17 protein-coding genes are annotated in these 15,909 nt (G+C 37.8%); 5 read left to right on the forward strand and 12 right to left on the reverse strand.

The window, feature by feature from the left end:
• Positions 1 to 218: 218 nt before the first annotated feature.
• Positions 219 to 1,034 (reverse strand): alpha/beta hydrolase, encoded by an 816-nt coding sequence (locus tag KI375_RS17490; RefSeq protein ID WP_212974745.1) that lies wholly within the window; start codon positions 1,032 to 1,034, stop codon positions 219 to 221.
• Between the two features lie 444 nt (positions 1,035 to 1,478).
• On the opposite strand from KI375_RS17490, the gene KI375_RS17495 reads away from it, so the two are divergent.
• Positions 1,479 to 2,003: a gamma carbonic anhydrase gene (locus tag KI375_RS17495; protein WP_212974746.1), complete on the forward strand. Its 525-nt coding sequence runs from the start codon at positions 1,479 to 1,481 to the stop codon at positions 2,001 to 2,003.
• 89 nt (positions 2,004 to 2,092) lie between these two features.
• Positions 2,093 to 2,926: a C39 family peptidase gene (locus tag KI375_RS17500; protein ID WP_374706863.1), complete on the forward strand. Its 834-nt coding sequence runs from the start codon at positions 2,093 to 2,095 to the stop codon at positions 2,924 to 2,926.
• A 93-nt stretch (positions 2,927 to 3,019) separates the two neighbouring features.
• On the opposite strand, the gene spoIIP is transcribed toward KI375_RS17500, so the two are convergent.
• From spoIIP to KI375_RS17520, 4 genes are all read right to left on the reverse strand, one after another.
• On the reverse strand, positions 3,020 to 3,871 hold the full coding sequence (gene spoIIP, locus KI375_RS17505; protein WP_212974748.1) for a stage II sporulation protein P: 852 nt from the start codon (positions 3,869 to 3,871) through the stop codon (positions 3,020 to 3,022).
• The gene (locus KI375_RS17510) at positions 3,861 to 4,400 is read right to left on the reverse strand and encodes an RNA polymerase sigma factor (RefSeq protein ID WP_212974749.1); all 540 of its coding nucleotides are present in this window, start codon (positions 4,398 to 4,400) and stop codon (positions 3,861 to 3,863) included. The genes spoIIP and KI375_RS17510 overlap by 11 nt, the downstream gene beginning before the upstream one ends.
• A 196-nt stretch (positions 4,401 to 4,596) precedes the next feature.
• Positions 4,597 to 5,991 (reverse strand): ATP-binding protein, encoded by a 1,395-nt coding sequence (locus KI375_RS17515; protein ID WP_212974750.1) that lies wholly within the window; start codon positions 5,989 to 5,991, stop codon positions 4,597 to 4,599.
• A complete protein-coding gene (locus KI375_RS17520; protein WP_280528656.1) occupies positions 5,988 to 6,713 on the reverse strand; it encodes a response regulator transcription factor in 726 nt (241 codons plus the stop codon). Before KI375_RS17520 ends, KI375_RS17515 begins: the two co-directional genes overlap by 4 nt.
• 246 nt (positions 6,714 to 6,959) lie before the next feature.
• On the opposite strand from KI375_RS17520, the gene KI375_RS17525 reads away from it, so the two are divergent.
• From KI375_RS17525 to KI375_RS17535, 3 genes are read left to right on the forward strand one after another with little or no spacing between them, the layout of a single operon-like run.
• The gene (locus KI375_RS17525; protein ID WP_212974751.1) at positions 6,960 to 7,871 is read left to right on the forward strand and encodes an ABC transporter ATP-binding protein; all 912 of its coding nucleotides are present in this window, start codon (positions 6,960 to 6,962) and stop codon (positions 7,869 to 7,871) included.
• Positions 7,868 to 8,626, forward strand: coding sequence for an ABC transporter permease (locus KI375_RS17530; protein ID WP_212974752.1), 759 nt, complete (start codon positions 7,868 to 7,870; stop codon positions 8,624 to 8,626). The genes KI375_RS17525 and KI375_RS17530 overlap by 4 nt, the downstream gene beginning before the upstream one ends.
• 12 nt (positions 8,627 to 8,638) lie before the next feature.
• Positions 8,639 to 9,373 carry an ABC transporter permease gene (locus KI375_RS17535; protein ID WP_212974753.1) on the forward strand — a complete coding sequence of 245 codons (735 nt, stop codon included), beginning with the start codon at positions 8,639 to 8,641 and terminating at the stop codon, positions 9,371 to 9,373.
• Positions 9,374 to 9,495: 122 nt separating this feature from the next.
• On the opposite strand, the gene KI375_RS17540 is transcribed toward KI375_RS17535, so the two are convergent.
• From KI375_RS17540 to metK, 7 genes are all read right to left on the reverse strand, one after another.
• On the reverse strand, positions 9,496 to 9,849 hold the full coding sequence (locus KI375_RS17540; RefSeq protein WP_212974754.1) for a VOC family protein: 354 nt from the start codon (positions 9,847 to 9,849) through the stop codon (positions 9,496 to 9,498).
• A gap of 87 nt (positions 9,850 to 9,936) precedes the next feature.
• On the reverse strand, positions 9,937 to 10,761 hold the full coding sequence (locus KI375_RS17545) for a GNAT family N-acetyltransferase (RefSeq protein ID WP_212974755.1): 825 nt from the start codon (positions 10,759 to 10,761) through the stop codon (positions 9,937 to 9,939).
• Positions 10,762 to 10,809: 48 nt separating this feature from the next.
• Positions 10,810 to 11,313 (reverse strand): DUF402 domain-containing protein, encoded by a 504-nt coding sequence (locus tag KI375_RS17550; RefSeq protein WP_212974756.1) that lies wholly within the window; start codon positions 11,311 to 11,313, stop codon positions 10,810 to 10,812.
• A 164-nt stretch (positions 11,314 to 11,477) separates the two neighbouring features.
• On the reverse strand, positions 11,478 to 11,621 hold the full coding sequence (locus KI375_RS17555) for a hypothetical protein (protein WP_212974757.1): 144 nt from the start codon (positions 11,619 to 11,621) through the stop codon (positions 11,478 to 11,480).
• Positions 11,622 to 11,820: 199 nt separating this feature from the next.
• The gene (locus KI375_RS17560; RefSeq protein WP_212974758.1) at positions 11,821 to 12,393 is read right to left on the reverse strand and encodes a GNAT family N-acetyltransferase; all 573 of its coding nucleotides are present in this window, start codon (positions 12,391 to 12,393) and stop codon (positions 11,821 to 11,823) included.
• 60 nt (positions 12,394 to 12,453) lie between these two features.
• On the reverse strand, positions 12,454 to 14,340 hold the full coding sequence (gene asnB, locus KI375_RS17565; protein WP_212974759.1) for an asparagine synthase (glutamine-hydrolyzing): 1,887 nt from the start codon (positions 14,338 to 14,340) through the stop codon (positions 12,454 to 12,456).
• A 288-nt stretch (positions 14,341 to 14,628) separates the two neighbouring features.
• The gene (gene metK / locus KI375_RS17570) at positions 14,629 to 15,825 is read right to left on the reverse strand and encodes a methionine adenosyltransferase (protein ID WP_212974760.1); all 1,197 of its coding nucleotides are present in this window, start codon (positions 15,823 to 15,825) and stop codon (positions 14,629 to 14,631) included.
• Positions 15,826 to 15,909: the final 84 nt, after the last annotated feature.

Here is a 15,909-nt window from a genome sequence, read left to right on the forward strand (position 1 = left end):
AATGTTCTGAACCAAAGGAAGGCGCTCTTTGCCTTTCATTAGCTCAGGTTATTTCGTGGAACATCGGCTAAGGCCGCCACGTCCTGTGGCAACGCCGTTGGACTCGCCTCCCGCGAGCCTCGAGCCGCTGGCGCCTGGAGCTGGACCAAGCACTAATCAAAATTTATACTTTCCTATCCTATAAAGCTCAAGGCGTCTTGATCAGACCCAAAGCACTCTTAAAAAAAGTCTTCTTTCTTATAGTCCAAAAAACGCAGTCTCAACTCAATAAAGTTTTTTGCATAAAGGAAAACTTGCTCCTTTTCTGGTTCATTAAAAATTTCATGATAACAATCAGGCCATTCCTTATATGTTTTCTCCGTGATCTTCACATGATTAAACCACTCAAACACTTCTAGCTTATCCACAATTTTATCATCCCCGCCTTGCAGAACCAATAAAGGGATATCGGGGAATTTTGACATTTGGGCAAAAGCTAATTTCATTGCACTTACAAGCTCACGATACCAGCGTACGGAAACCTTCGTAATCGTTAAACCATCATTTAATGTTCTCTCTTTTACATCTTCATCCCTTGTTGTCAGGTTTACATTTAATCCAGGATTCACTTTTAGTCCCGGTGCAATCCAGTTTAACCCTACTGTAAGGGCATTTAAAGGAATCGATGGATAATTTTTTAACCCAAGACAGGGCGAGGAAAGTACCAATCCATCCACTGTAATATCTGTAGTTTGCAGCATACGGATCGCTGTTAATCCCCCCATGCTATGGCCGATAACGAAAATAGGCAGCTCATAGCTCTTAGCCGCTTGCACCCAATCTAATGCTTCATTTACATATTCATCAAAAGAATCAATATGCCCTCTGTGCATTCTTGTCGTTAAACCCTGCCCTGGTAAGTCTCCAGTGATAACGTGAAATCCTTCAGACCTCCACATCTCAATTAACCACCAATATCGGCCATGATGTTCCATGGCTCCATGAATAATCACGATTACCCCAACAGCAGATTGTTCTGTTTCAATTTTTTTCATATTCATTCCCCACATGTTTTCATATAAGAGGATGTTCAAAAAGTACGGTAAAAATGACACTGCGAGATAAAGGGGCTTCCGAAATCGCCCACGTCCTATGGGCACACGGAAGTCAGTACTTCCTGTACAAGCCGGCTCCTCGGAAAAGAATACCACTTTTGCTTTGTACTATATGGATTTAGGGAAGCTTTCCTTGTGCTCGAAACTGCGTTGCCTTGAACTTTCTACAAACAGGACGTACTAGTGTCGGCGTGCTGACTTTGTCCTTTTATCCTTCTTTTTGAACACTCACTATAAATTGTCCATCATTATTATAACTCGCTTTAAAAGGTTATGAACGATTTTAGCTTACCGTCACTTATTCAAGCTATTACATAAATTTTGCTCCACCTTCCCTGTCTCTATACATTCTTTGATAAACTAAGGAGAGTAGAAAAAGAAAGGATGATTTTTTTGTCTATTTATCCATTTAACGGAATAAAGCCCGAAATTGATGCATCTGTTTTTATCGCTGATTTTACCACAATTACAGGTGATGTAAAAATTGGCGCAGACTCAAGTGTTTGGTTTCATTCAGTAATTCGCGGAGATGTGGCACCAACCATCATTGGAGAACGGGTGAATATTCAAGATCAATGTCTTCTACACCAAAGCCCGGATCGCTCCTTAATCATTGAAGATGACGTAACAATTGGGCATCAAGTTATTTTACATAGCAGTATTATTCGTAAAAATGCCTTGATCGGCATGGGGTCCATTATTCTTGATGGTGCTGAGATTGGGGAAGGTGCTTTTATTGGTGCTGGAAGCCTCGTTTCTCAAGGTAAAAAAATTCCGCCCAATAGCTTAGCTTTTGGACGCCCTGCAAAAGTCATTCGCTCTTTAACAACAGAAGACATTCAAGATATGGAGCGAATTTCAAGGGAGTATGTGGAAAAAGCGAAGTATTATAAGGTGTTACAAAAGTAAAATTCTCCTTTGACAATCCAGTGAACATGCTGAAGTTTTTCTTACTCCTGCCGATAAAATAGTCAAAGGATTAGAAGCGAAGGAGCTGGATGTCAATGGTCTATTTATTGGTCTCCGCTATCATACTGATTGCGATCGTCATCGTTTTTCTTATCGTAAAATTTCAGCTAAAACAAATGAAAAATATATTTCTGACAAGTCTCTTCGTGTTGATCATTGTCATTTTATTGGATTCCAATTGGAGTGAGATGCATACTGTGGAGGGTCAGGAAACGCTAAAGGTACCACAATCCGAATATTCATTCATTAAAATAAAAGATCAGGTTAAAATTGATACTCCTGTTGTATCCCAACTTCCCGAATTACCAAGAGGCTGTGAAGTAACATCACTAGCAATGCTACTCCACAGTGCGGGCGTCCAAGCAGATAAAATGGAGCTGGCCGCAAAAGTGAAGAAAAATCCTGCCAAAATGGAAACAAAGAATGGAAATATTTATTATGGCGATCCTGAAAACGGCTTTGTTGGAGATATGTATACATTTGAGAAACCGGGGCTTGGTGTGTATCATGAACCCATTATGGAATTAGCAGAAGCGTATTTGCCAGGGCAAATCGTCAACTTAACCGGACAAACATTTGAAGAATTAAAAATTCCCCTTTCAGCCGGACGTCCTGTTTGGGTGATTATCAATACCGAGTATCGTAAATTAGAAGACTCCTATTTTCAAACATGGCATACAGAATCAGGAAAAATTCACATAACTAGAAAGGAACATTCCGTCCTTATAACCGGATATGATCAGCATTTTGTCTATTTTAACGACCCCTTAACAGGCAAGAAAAACAAAAAAGCAGCGATCAAAGACTTTGAACAATCTTGGCTGCAAATGGGAAGTCAGGCGCTTACGTATTCGGGGGAATGAATGAATTTTTAAAGGGAATACGACTTTTTATGATGATTGAGAAAGAGAGCCGATTGAGTAAGGATCAGTTCTCTTTTTTAGAACTCAACAATTTTAATTTTCCATTATTTCTTTAATGACTTCGGCAAATGCGGCTGTGGTTCTATATGATTCCTCCAATGTATTTTCCGTCCCCCCAATTTCTAATAAAACTAAGTGGTCTCTCAGGTCTTGATTATAGGTATTTTGAGTTTTTTCACTTTTAATTACAACACCTCTAGATAGTCCTGGATATAATTCTTCTAATTTTTCGTTTAGGTGTGTCGCAAATCTCTGGTTTTCTTCGTAGTGATCACTTGAATTTGAGACCATAAATACGATTTTTGCGTAGTCTTTTCCGTTGAGGGTAACAGTGGTATCTGCCCTTTTTGAAGAATCCCTGTGTATATCAAACACTATGTCCATATTTTTGTGATTATCTAATGTTTCTTTTAAAATTTCTCTTGAAACAGTATAAGAGTCAGCAATCGATAAGTTTCTTTTCTTTATAATCCCAGCGATATCGGTATCATCATGGATAGTTTTAATATTATTTTCATTTAATAATCTACTTAGTTCTTTCCCAACCAATGTGATATCTTTCCCATCCTCAAACTTTTCATGATTATGTGAATGATAAATAAACACGGATGCTTCATTGTTTTCAAAACCAGTAGACGAAAATACTTCTTTACCAAGGCTATTAAAAGTTATCTCTTTTTCATTGAATAAAAATAACCATGAAAAAGCAAAGAGAAATAGCAATGCACCACTTGATAGGATAGATATTCGATAGACTAACTTCTTTTTATTCATATTTCGCGCCTTTTGTCTAAGCTTATTTTCGGTTGTGACGATGAAGTCATCGCTTGGATTCTGTGGATAAGTCTCTTTCATCATCTTGAAGATCTCTTTTTCACTTCGCATTTATTAAAACCTCCTCTGCATCAACATTTAGTCTTCTTTTTAACTCTTTTAAAGCACGGTGATAGTCTACTTTCACTTTCGCTTCACTACACTGTAGAATGTCTGAAGTCTCTCTTATGGATAGCTCGTTAATGCCACGGAGAATCACAACCGCTCGATAATGCGGTTTCAATTTAGAAATTGCTTCATGCACAAACTTTTTCATTTCGGTTATTTCCAGCTCTTCATCAGGATTCTTAACATTTGATTCCATCCTTTTAAAAAAACCCTCTTTAAATACAGATACGAATCTCTTTTTTCTATAGTGATCAATAGCTACATGTTTTGCTATGGAAAAAATCCATGTTTTTAAGTAAGGGCCATCATTAAAATTACGTATACCTTTCAATACACGAATGAATACTTCTTGTGTCATATCCTCAGCATCATTCGAGTCTCCCGAAAAACAAACGAGGAATCTATACACATCCAAATAATGGTCAGTATAAATAGAAACGATATTGGATTCAAGGTCCTGTATATCAATCAATCCTTCTCCTCCTTTTTATGTATTTACTTATTACTCGATTGAGACAGGAAAAAGTTACAATTATTTTTAATAATACATAAAGACAAGAGAAAATATTTACGGTTATCATATTCAGATTGCTATTGGTAAGTATCTACACGAAAAAAGCCGATTTTTCCTGCATTTACGGAATTCTCGGCTTTTATCCGTATTTTTACTATCGTGGGAAAGTAATAAGGCATTGGGTTCCCTGTTGCGGTTTGCTATTTATGTCAATCGTTCCATCATGAGCAATAATGGTTTGTCTTGCAATGGCCATTCCTAGTCCGGTTCCGGAAGTATTAGCAGCGGCATTCGTCCCTCGGTAGTAACGGTCGAATAAGTGATCAATCGTTTGTTGATCCATCCCCACCCCATCGTCTTCAATTCCAATACGAATTTGTGATGGATCTTCCTGAAGGATGACTTTTATTCTCGTTTCAGGCGGGTTATGTTTAATACTATTGGCAAGTAAGTTTTCAAATGCTCGTTTTAAAAATTTCGTATCCATAGGAAGAAATATTTGTTTCTTATTGGTTTCAAATGAAACCATCTTGTTTGTTGATTCCGGCATCTTTCTTAACTGTTCCAATAAGTTTTTGAAGACATGTACAAGGTCTTTTTGTTCAAGTTGGATTGGAATTGCATCATTTTTCAATTGAAAGGTTAGGTTGAAGTCTTCGATTAATTGCTCCATATACTCCACTCGTTCCTCCATGATTTTTGAAAAATGACGTACTTTATCTTGTTCCCAATCATGTTCATGTGAAGATAGTAGTACTGTATAGCCCTTGATAACGGACAAAGGCGTCTTGAGATCATGCGAGACACCTGTCATCCATTCTTCCCTTGTTTTTTCTAATACCTTTCGTTCTTCTCTGTTTCTCTGCAGTGTTGATGTGAGCCTAGAAAGAGCCTGGGTCAGTTCTTTATACGTTTTCGTTTCGTTTTTATTTCGCCAACGTCGCTTTGAAGAATCAAAAGGTGCTTCATATTTGCCTTTAGATAGATTTTCGATCCAAGCAACGATATAGAGTAAAGGAGCACCTAATTGTCTTCCAAAAAATAAAGCCATGACGATTCCCATAATCATGATGGAAAACACCCATAGATTATTCAGCCAGTATTGAAAGGGATTATGGTCTGTCATCGGTTGCCCTAACACCCAAGTTAGTTCCTGATCATCGATCGTTTTATACCATGTAGATAACTGGTATCCCTTTTTAGCAGGATATAGATAATCAGACACTAGTTCTCCAGGTATATAATGACTTGGAATGCTTTTCGGCTTATTGAAGGAAAAGACTTCATCACCTTGCTCGTCCAACACCTGCAACCACATTTGATTGTTTTTCAAATCCTCCTCTATCTTGGAGCCAATTGAAAGCTCTTGATCAATAACATTCGTCTGTTCAACGATATGACTAATTGATAAAGGAGAAGTATCTTTTTTATTATCACCAAGAAACAAGCTGAACAAAATAACACTACCTACGATCAGTAAGCCCCAAATAAGCATTAGCCAAAAAAGTCGTGATACGAAGTAATAAGCGACTCGATTTTTTAATTTCACAATAAATCCTCATTTGCATCTGCTTCAAATATATATCCTAATCCTCGAACTGTTTTTATCCATTTTGGTCTACTTGGGTCCTGCTCTATTTTTTCGCGTAAACGTCTTACATGTACCATCACTGTACTATCCCCGCCATAAAATTCTCCCCACACATCTTTATAAATTTGATGTTTACTTAAAATTTTGTTAGGGTGTTCGCAAAAATAGAGTAACAGTTTCAGTTCCTGGGTAGGACACTCAAGTCTTACACCATTCACAATTAGTTTGCCAGTATTGGCATCTATATTAAAGGCACCATGATCATAAAATTGTTTCCGAGTATGGCGGGATGGAATTTGCATAGAGCGTTTTAAATGTGCTTTCACACGTGCTACCACTTCTAATGGATTAAACGGCTTTGTAATATAGTCATCTCCTCCAAAACTAAACCCCTGTAATTTATCTAGATCTGTGATTTTAGCCGTTAGAAACAGGATTGGCACATCTGTTTCCGAACGAATTTTTCCACAGAGCGTAAAACCGTCTATATCAGGCAGCATCACATCTAACAAGATAATGTGCGGATGATTTTGCGTTATCATGAAAAGTGCCTCTGTACCGGTAGTGGCCATGAAGAGCTGTTGAAAGCCTTCCTTTTCAAATACTGTCATTAACAAATCTACAATATGCTGATCATCATCAATAATAAGAATTTTATGTTCCTCGAGCTTTAAAGTCACACTTCCTCCTCCTTCCGATCATCATTATTATTTTACATGAAACAGCAATAAAAGAAGCCGATTGTGTAAAGAATTTAACGACTGTTCAGCTTTCTGAAAAGTATATTTATTCTACAACCTAAGCCAGTCTAAGTATGCAATTAAAATAAAGAAATATGCGGAATTTAATTGTTAAGCAAATGTTTAGGAAAAGTTTCATTCACGTTTCATTCCTTTCATTTACGATAGAAATGAGGTGAGGAACAGATGAATGATCAAATATTGTTAACCAATGATCTAACTAAAAAGTACAAAAAACACATATCTGTAAATGGAATTAATTTACGAATTGAGCGAGGTCAAATTTATGGATTTCTTGGTCCTAATGGAGCTGGGAAAACAACGACGATCCGAATGTTATTAGGCTTGATCAAACCAACAAAGGGAAGTATCGAAATTTTTGGACAGAACCTAAATAAAAATCGACTACAAATTTTACAAAGAATTGGATCGTTAGTAGAGTCCCCAACATACTATGGAAACTTAACCGGACGCGAAAATTTAGAGGTCGTTCGTCGGTTGCGGGATCTACCAGAAAAACGTGTAAACGAAGTGTTGGAAACTGTTAGATTAACCAAAGTGTCAAACCGACTAACAAAAGAATACTCGCTAGGAATGAAGCAACGTCTAGGGATTGCTACTGCGATGCTTAGCAAACCAGATTTATTGATATTAGACGAGCCAACAAATGGTTTAGATCCTTCTGGTATCCAAGAGATTAGAGAGTTGATTAAAGAATTGCCTGAGGCAGGAATGAGTGTCCTTGTATCGAGCCATTTATTAAGTGAAATAGATCAGATGGCTACACAAGTGGGGATCATCCATAATGGAAAAATGATTTTCCAAGATCCGATTGAGCGCTTAAGACAAAAACAGAAGCCCCTATTAAAAGTCGGAGTTAATGATCGCATGAAGGCAAATGCATTATTAAAAGAACGAGGGATAGAGGCTAATTTACAAGACGATTTCTTGTGGTTACCACAAACAGAGCCTGCATCTGTATCAGAAGTGAACGCTATTCTCGTTCAATCAGGTGTAGCTGTATATCGACTTGAAGAAGTGAAAAGAACACTTGAAGATATTTTCTTAGAATTAACGGGTACAGAGGGAAGCTTATGAAAAAAATATTATGGGCTGATCAAATAAAATTAAAACGTTCATCTTTATTAGTCATTGTGTTATTGGTTCCATTACTTATCTTGGCATATGAGTTAGTGAATTTTACTTATCGTGCTGAGTTTGTGGAAAAACAAGCGGAAATGTTCGGCGCTGATTCTATGTGGATGTATTTATTGTATGACAATAGCTTATTATTCGGGCTTGGTTTTCCATTAGCTGCTACCCTTGCTGCATCGGTGATAGCCAATATTGAACATCAAGCAAATGGCTGGAAACAAACACTTTCCATGCCCCTATCAAGAGGGAAAATTTATTTGAGTAAATTTATTTGGCTAACACTGAATCTATTCCTTTCCACTACTATTTTTCTACTTGGCCTGGTGTTACTAGGAAAAATACTAGCATTTGAGGGAAACATTCCTTGGGGACTATTGCTAGGCGATTGTTACGGTATGTTATTGACAGTATTACCTATTATGGCTTTTCAATTTTGGTTATCCATAACTGTTAAAAATCAGGCTTTTTCGATTCTGATTGGATCTATTTCAGCTATTATGGGGCTTTTTTTAGCAGCTGCTCAAACGACTAGGTGGTTCCCATTAGCTTATCCGGTCCAATCATCAACAGTGATATTACAGTATGAGGGGATCGGCTATAACTCAGATTTTTCCGCCTACCTCGTCATTAATTTGATCGTAGGGATAATCCTATTATTTATCGGTTCTAAGCATTTTTCTAAACGCAATGTCCAGTAAGGAGAGATTATTTTGCAAAATATCTTATATGTTGAACAGTTAAAGTTAAAACGCTCCAAGTTATGGCTGCTTTACTTGATAGGCCCCTTATTAGGTGTGTTCCTAGCTTATATTAATTTCTTTAAAAACTATGACCTGTTTATGCAGCCAGGAGATAATGCTTGGATTGAAGCATGGACACAAGTAGCCTTGTTTATGGGACCATTTGTATTACCAATCTTAGTTGGCATATATGCAGCCCTTGTTTGTAGGAGTGAACATGTTGGAGGTGGATGGAAACAACTATTAGCCTTACCGATCAAACATTCAGACATCTTTTTAGGAAAATTTCTAACAGTGGTAAAAATGATCGTTATCACAATGCTAATCCTATTGATCTTCTTTATAGGATTTGGTTATGTAAAAGGAGTAGAAGGCAATCTTCCAGTTATGACTATATTTGTGTTTATGATAAAAGGGATTATAGCGTGCTTACCATTGATTCTACTACAACTTATTATATCGATAAGGGCTAGAACCTTTGGTATACCATTAGCTGTTAGTATTATTTTTACCCTTCCAGCTATCATTGTTGCCAGCACACCTTTAGGGCAGTTTTATCCTTGGACACAACCAATGCTAGCCATGTCACCAGAAGATGAATCACCAATTCAATCTTATTTCTTATTTTATACGCTTGTAATTGGCTCAATCGTTGTTTTATTGATCTATGGTTTACGAAGTTTCGCTAAGCGGGATGCTAGCTAATGGTCTTTTATTGAAAATGATGGTCCAACAAAAGCTATGTAGCACGTATTCTATATGACCTTGAATACGTGCTACAGGCTATAACCATTTCCATACAGTTTTTACAAAACAAAATATCCACATTAACACTTGCAAACCATTAATATATTTCCATCCGGATCTTTAAAATTAAAATAGTGACCATGTTCAATATTGGTAATCAAGTTGACTCCCTTATTCTTCATAAATTGAAACGCTTCCTCAATATCTTCTGTGTTAAAATGAAACGCCGGGGTTTTAAATATTTTATCCTTTGCATAAATTTTGCTGTCTAACACAATCCCTGTTCCATTCATCGATATAACATAAAGATGACCAAACTGTATATCACCTTCCGCCTTTAATCCCAAAATATCGCAGTACCAATCTCTTGCTTTCTCGATGTTACTAACAGGAATGAATACCGTTCCGATCTCTTTTAAAATAGGGCTACACATAATATCTGCCTCCTTTTAAATATTTTGCTTTTTTATACTTTCGAAACATCTTCTAAAAGATACGCACTTTCTATTTCTTTGCAATGACTAGAACGGGAAGGCATATCCTTTATAGTTGTATGTATTTTTAAATCCGATACTTTCAGCAATTGTAATCGATGCTTTGTTTTCTTCCATACATTCCCAGTAAGGGAGGATATTCTTCTCCAAACAATCTTGAATAAATAATCGGGCTACCTTTTGAGCTAATTTCCGTCCTTGGTGGGCTACAAGTGTTTCAATATAAATACTGTGAATATTCTCAGCGACAAATCCCGAGAAACAGACACTGACAATTTCATTATCATATAAAATACAATACCCTATTCCTTTATTCAGGAAGTCACTGATCGACGACCAGGACTCTAAAATCTTGGAATTTAGGAATTCAATATTCTTCATGGAACTGCAATTTTCAAAAAAGCTCTGATTAATTCTTACCGTTTCATATCTCTTATCAATTACCGGCTCACGGATATTCAAATTACCATTTGCATGTAAAGTATATGCTTTTTGCATCCAGCTTTCTAGCTTACGACCTTTAAAAACATGCTCTATCGTCTTATTCCACCGTTCATGAATACCAATTCCCTCAAAACAGTCTAATCCCACTTTTTTTGCTTCAGGGATGATCACATCATCTATAAAATGGTTTAATACATTATTGAACTCTCTATTTTCCTCATTTCCAATTAAAAAGAATCCATCATTATTTCCTAACCAAATCATACCTGAAGTGGGAATCGTTAAATCATCGACAAATACGCGACCGGGATTGGTACCTTCAATTACAGCCAGTGCCTCTATTTGTCTCTTGTTATTTAATAAACCCTTACATCTGCCAAACACTGTTTTATCCAGTTCTTTAATCATAGACCCACCTCCTAGTATATCGTTGCGATTAAAAGAGAGCACAAGTTTTTATACCGTCGATAACAGCTTTATAACCCCAGAATTAAATGGAAATTCTTTGCTAGCCACCTTACGTTTAAGCTCTTCCAATTCATGTAAAGCTCGTTTCTTTAGTTCGGGTGTATAGTGATATTTCACACTGTTCTCTTCAAATTCATCTTCATCTACCACTTGCCAATCTTCCTGCCGCTTCTTTATCAAATCCAAATCTAAGTCAATAAAACGAATTTGGTTATTCTCAAACTCTGAAGGCAATGCGACATTGCAATAATAGGATGTGATCTGTTCACCCTCAATTTCCATTGCTGCCGTAAATCCCTCTTTTAAGGAGAAAACTTCAATGGATGTATTGTCCATAATAAATGTCTGATTTCTTGTATAATGTTTTAGTTTTCTCCCCTGTTTGCATAAAACTATGATATATTCAGATGTTTGCTTTACAAGCTCACCTTCCCATTCATAGTGAGGGATATCAGGATATTTTAGTGCTTGGATCTGAATGGTTTGCTTCAACTTCGTTCCTCCTCTAAAACGGGTACACGCACCTAGTAGGAGCACGCAACTATCCCTTCCATTTAAGGTTTAATTCATGTATAATAAGAATATAATAATAAAGGAGAAGTGGCGAACACTTCTCCCACAACCTCTACCGTCAGGGTGGTGGTTGTCAAAATGTTTTACTTCTGAGAATCACCCTTTTGCTTGCGACGGCGTAGGGTGGTTTTCTCTTTTTCTAGAACGGTCCTTTTAAAAATGTGTGCGCTTACTGCTCGCACAATCCCCTTCAGAGCCTCTCTTAGAAATTCAAGAAATGTTTCCATGGCGATCACCTCCTTTCCTAGAGATGGAAAGAAGAGTGACAACCAACCACCCTCACAATATTCGGTTGCTAGTTTTAGATTATCATATTTTTGCAAAAATTACCACAAAACAGGAACAAACATTCCCAAAGTCACTTTGATTCCTTATGCTAGTCGGGATTTTGATCGTTTGTTCATGTTTCATGATGTTGGTATTTCATCAATTTGTTGATGCCTCAAGGCTTCTGCTTGGTTTTCTTAGTTCCTTGTGAAAAATGACTAACTTGCAAGGAATCGCTAGCATCTGTGCTAACTTCGGAAACGAAGCAGCAAAACTTTCGGTACGAATCATCTGATAGCCAATACGTGTATACCATTTTGCTAGCTTTACTTTAGATGGGTGAGAGCCTTCTTCTGGAACTAACAATTCAAGCTGCATCTTATAATGCCCTTCTTCTCGGCATTTCTTTTCTGCAAAACGGATAAGTTCTCGTCCTATGCCAGTTCCTTGGTACTTATCATCAACTGCCAGCACTCCTAATTCTCCTATCTCTTGATCAATCCGCGTAACTCGGACACAACCAATAATTTGCTCCATGGATCGAGCGACAGCGATTTCACCATTACTTGTATATTCCGCTATCTCCTCCACTGTTATACGGGCTGCCTCATCCTTCCAAAGGCTCTCCTCTGCCCCACCATACACACGGTTAACGATATTTGTGATAAGCTCCATATCCGCGATATTGCTACTCGCATGACATGGTAGCATGTGAATCTCCATTGACTCCATAAAACATCATACCCCCCTTTATTAAAAAAAGAGCCAAGGCAAGGCACCTTAGCTCTTCTGTTACGAATGGGCCACAGCTAGTTCTTTCCCAAAATCGTATTGTTCCTCCATATAGACCGCATGCCAAACCATGAAGACAAGGACAGTCCAGATTTTACGGCTGTAATCCATTTTTCCTTGGCAATGATCCTCTAGTAAATTTAATACGTATTGCTTATCTAAAATATAATCAGTATCACTGTTGCGAATAATTTCTTTTGCCCAATCATACATTTCATCTTTTAACCAGTGACGAATTGGGACTGGGAAACCTAATTTTTTGCGATTCAAAACATGGTCAGGAATAACGCCCTCTGCGGCTTTGCGCAATACATATTTTGTTGTGCCTTCCGCTGTTTTTAAGCTAGTTGGAATTCTTGATGCAACATTGAATACTTCTTTGTCAAGAAATGGCACCCGCAATTCCAATGAATGAGCCATGGTCATTTTGTCTGCTTTTAATAAAATATCGCCGCGCATCCATGTATGAATATCGACAAATTGCATGCGATCGACCGGATCATAGCCGACCGTATCTTGATACAGCGGGCGCGTAATATCGCGATAATCCAACTGATCATTGTATTGTTTTAACAAACGGCGTTTTTCACTTTCATCAAACATTTTTGCGTTGCCAATATATCTTTCCTCCATTGGAGTCACGCCACGTTCAATGAAGCTTTTCCCTTTTACCCCTTCTGGAAGCACATTCGCTAATGCGCGTAAAATCGTTTTTCCAACTTTAGGAATTTTATTAAATACTTCTAAAGATTGAGGTTCTCGATAAATATTATAACCACCAAATAATTCATCTGAGCCTTCCCCTGAAAGCACAACTGTGACATGCTTTCGTGCTTCTCTTGCCACGAAATAAAGCGGCACACAAGCGGGGTCTGCCAATGGGTCGTCCATATACCACATGATCTTCGGTAATTCTTTCATATATTCTTCCGGTGTAATCACATAGCTGATGTTTTCAACACCTAATTTATCTGCTGTTTCTTTAGCTACATCAATTTCACTAAAGCCATTCCGCTCAAAACCAACGGAAAAAGTTTTGATTTTTGGGTTATATAATTTTGCAATCGAAACAATAAACGTTGAGTCAATACCACCTGAAAGAAAAGAACCAACGGGAACATCACTACGCATATGCACATTGACCGAATCAAAGAGCACATCCTTAATTTCCTGAATAAATTCCGTTTCAGCTTTTTGTACAGGTTGGAAATGAGCTTTCCAGTAGCGTTGAATGCTAATGGGCTGATTCACTTTTTTTATAAAATAATGACCGGGTTCTAATTTCTTAATCCCTTTTGTCATCGTTTCAGGTTCAGGTACAAATTGATAAGTTAAATATTGCTGCAAAGAATCATGATTCAATTCATTCTTCTCAAGCGCCAGTAAAATACTCTTTTTCTCTGAAGCAAAAAATGTTTTGGGACCATCTTCTTTATAAAAGAATGGCTTAATTCCAAATTGATCACGAGCTCCAAATAAAGATTGTTCTTTTTTATCCCAAATAAGGAATGCAAACATTCCTCGCAGCTTTTCTACTGCTTTTGCGCCTAATTGACTGAAAAGCGCAATTAACACCTCTGTATCAGAATCCGTTTCGAACGTAAATCCAGCTTGGACCAGTTCTTCCCGTAATTCCACATAATTATAGATTTCTCCATTAAAAATAATCCAATAGCGGTCATTTTCATAAGAAAGCGGCTGTTTTCCACTTTCAATATCAATGATGCTTAGTCTGCGAAAACCAAATTGAACATGTTCATCTTCAAAATAGCCTTCATCATCTGGTCCACGATGGGTAATGATCGTATTCATTTGATGAAAAAGCTCTTGATCAGGATTTTTAGCTGATGTTGGATGATCATGGACACAACCGATAAAACCGCACATGTTTCGACACTCCTCTATTTTCAACAACTAGTACTCGTACCCAATGCTTCTATTTTAGCATTTAATCCGAATTTTTGTCAGTATATCCGTAAAAATAACAGAGCAAATCTTGGCTCTGTTATTTTTACCTAAATCTTTGTAAACATGTATATTTATCTCGGATTAACGGGCAGTATTCCTCATATCACCCTTTAGAGAATACGGCGAAGCATAAATAGGTGATAAACTGCCCGGAAAGGACCGATAAATCAGTGGGAGATGGAAGCCCCCACTGAATGAAGTTTCACTTTATTGTACTGCTTTTAAAAGTTCTTCTGCTCGATCTGTTCTTTCCCAAGGTAGGTCAAGATCAACTCGTCCAAAATGGCCGTATGCGGCAGTTTGTTTATAAATAGGGCGTCTAAGATCTAACATCTTGATAATGCCAGCGGGACGCAAATCAAAATGAGCACGGATCGCGGCAACGAGAGTTTCTTCGGATACGGTGCCTGTTCCAAATGTATCAACAGAGATAGAAACAGGTTGAGCCACTCCAATCGCATATGCTAATTGCACTTCACATTTATCCGCTAATCCTGCAGCGACAATATTTTTGGCTACATAACGGGCCGCATAGGCTGCGGAACGATCCACTTTTGTTGGATCTTTCCCCGAGAAAGCTCCTCCTCCATGGCGTGCATAACCTCCGTATGTATCAACAATAATTTTTCTTCCTGTTAACCCAGCATCCCCTTGTGGCCCGCCAATCACAAATCGCCCTGTTGGATTAATGAAATACTTTGTTTCTTCATCCAATAAGTTTTCCGGAACAACAGGAGCAATCACACAGTTTTTCATATCTTCTTGAATTTGCGCAAGCTCAATATCTGGGTGATGTTGAGTCGAAATAACAATCGTATCAATGCGTACAGGATTCCCCGTTTCATCATATTCAACCGTTACTTGAGTTTTCCCATCTGGTCGCAAATAAGGAAGGACTTTTTCTTTTCTTACTTCTGCTAGTTTTCTTGAAATTCGATGAGCTAATGAGATGGGAAGAGGCATTAATTCTTCCGTTTCGTTGCAGGCAAAACCGAACATTAACCCTTGGTCTCCTGCACCAATCGCTTCGATTTCTGCTTCCGTCATGTTTCCTTCTCTAGCTTCTAATGCCGTGTTCACTCCTGAAGCAATATCAGCAGATTGTTCATCAATCGCCGTCATCACCGCACAAGTTTCTGCATCAAATCCATATTTCGCACGTGTGTAGCCAATTTCTTTTAATGTCTCTCTGACAATTTTTGGTATATCTACATACGTGGTTGTCGTAATTTCTCCTGCTACTAATACAAGGCCAGTCGTGACCGAAGTTTCACAGGCTACACGAGCATTGGGATCATCCGCTAACAGTTCATCTAAAATAGAATCGGAAATCTGATCACAAATTTTGTCTGGATGTCCCTCTGTGACCGATTCCGAAGTAAATAAGCGTCGGTTTTTTGACATCTATGTTCCTCCTCCAAAATAATCTCCTAAGAAAAGTGCCTAGCACATAGAACTAGATAACATCTACATTCCCCAGGTCCTAAG

Source organism: Bacillus sp. J14TS2, from assembly GCF_018333015.1.
In the GTDB taxonomy this organism is placed as follows: domain Bacteria; phylum Bacillota; class Bacilli; order Bacillales; family Bacillaceae_C; genus Lederbergia.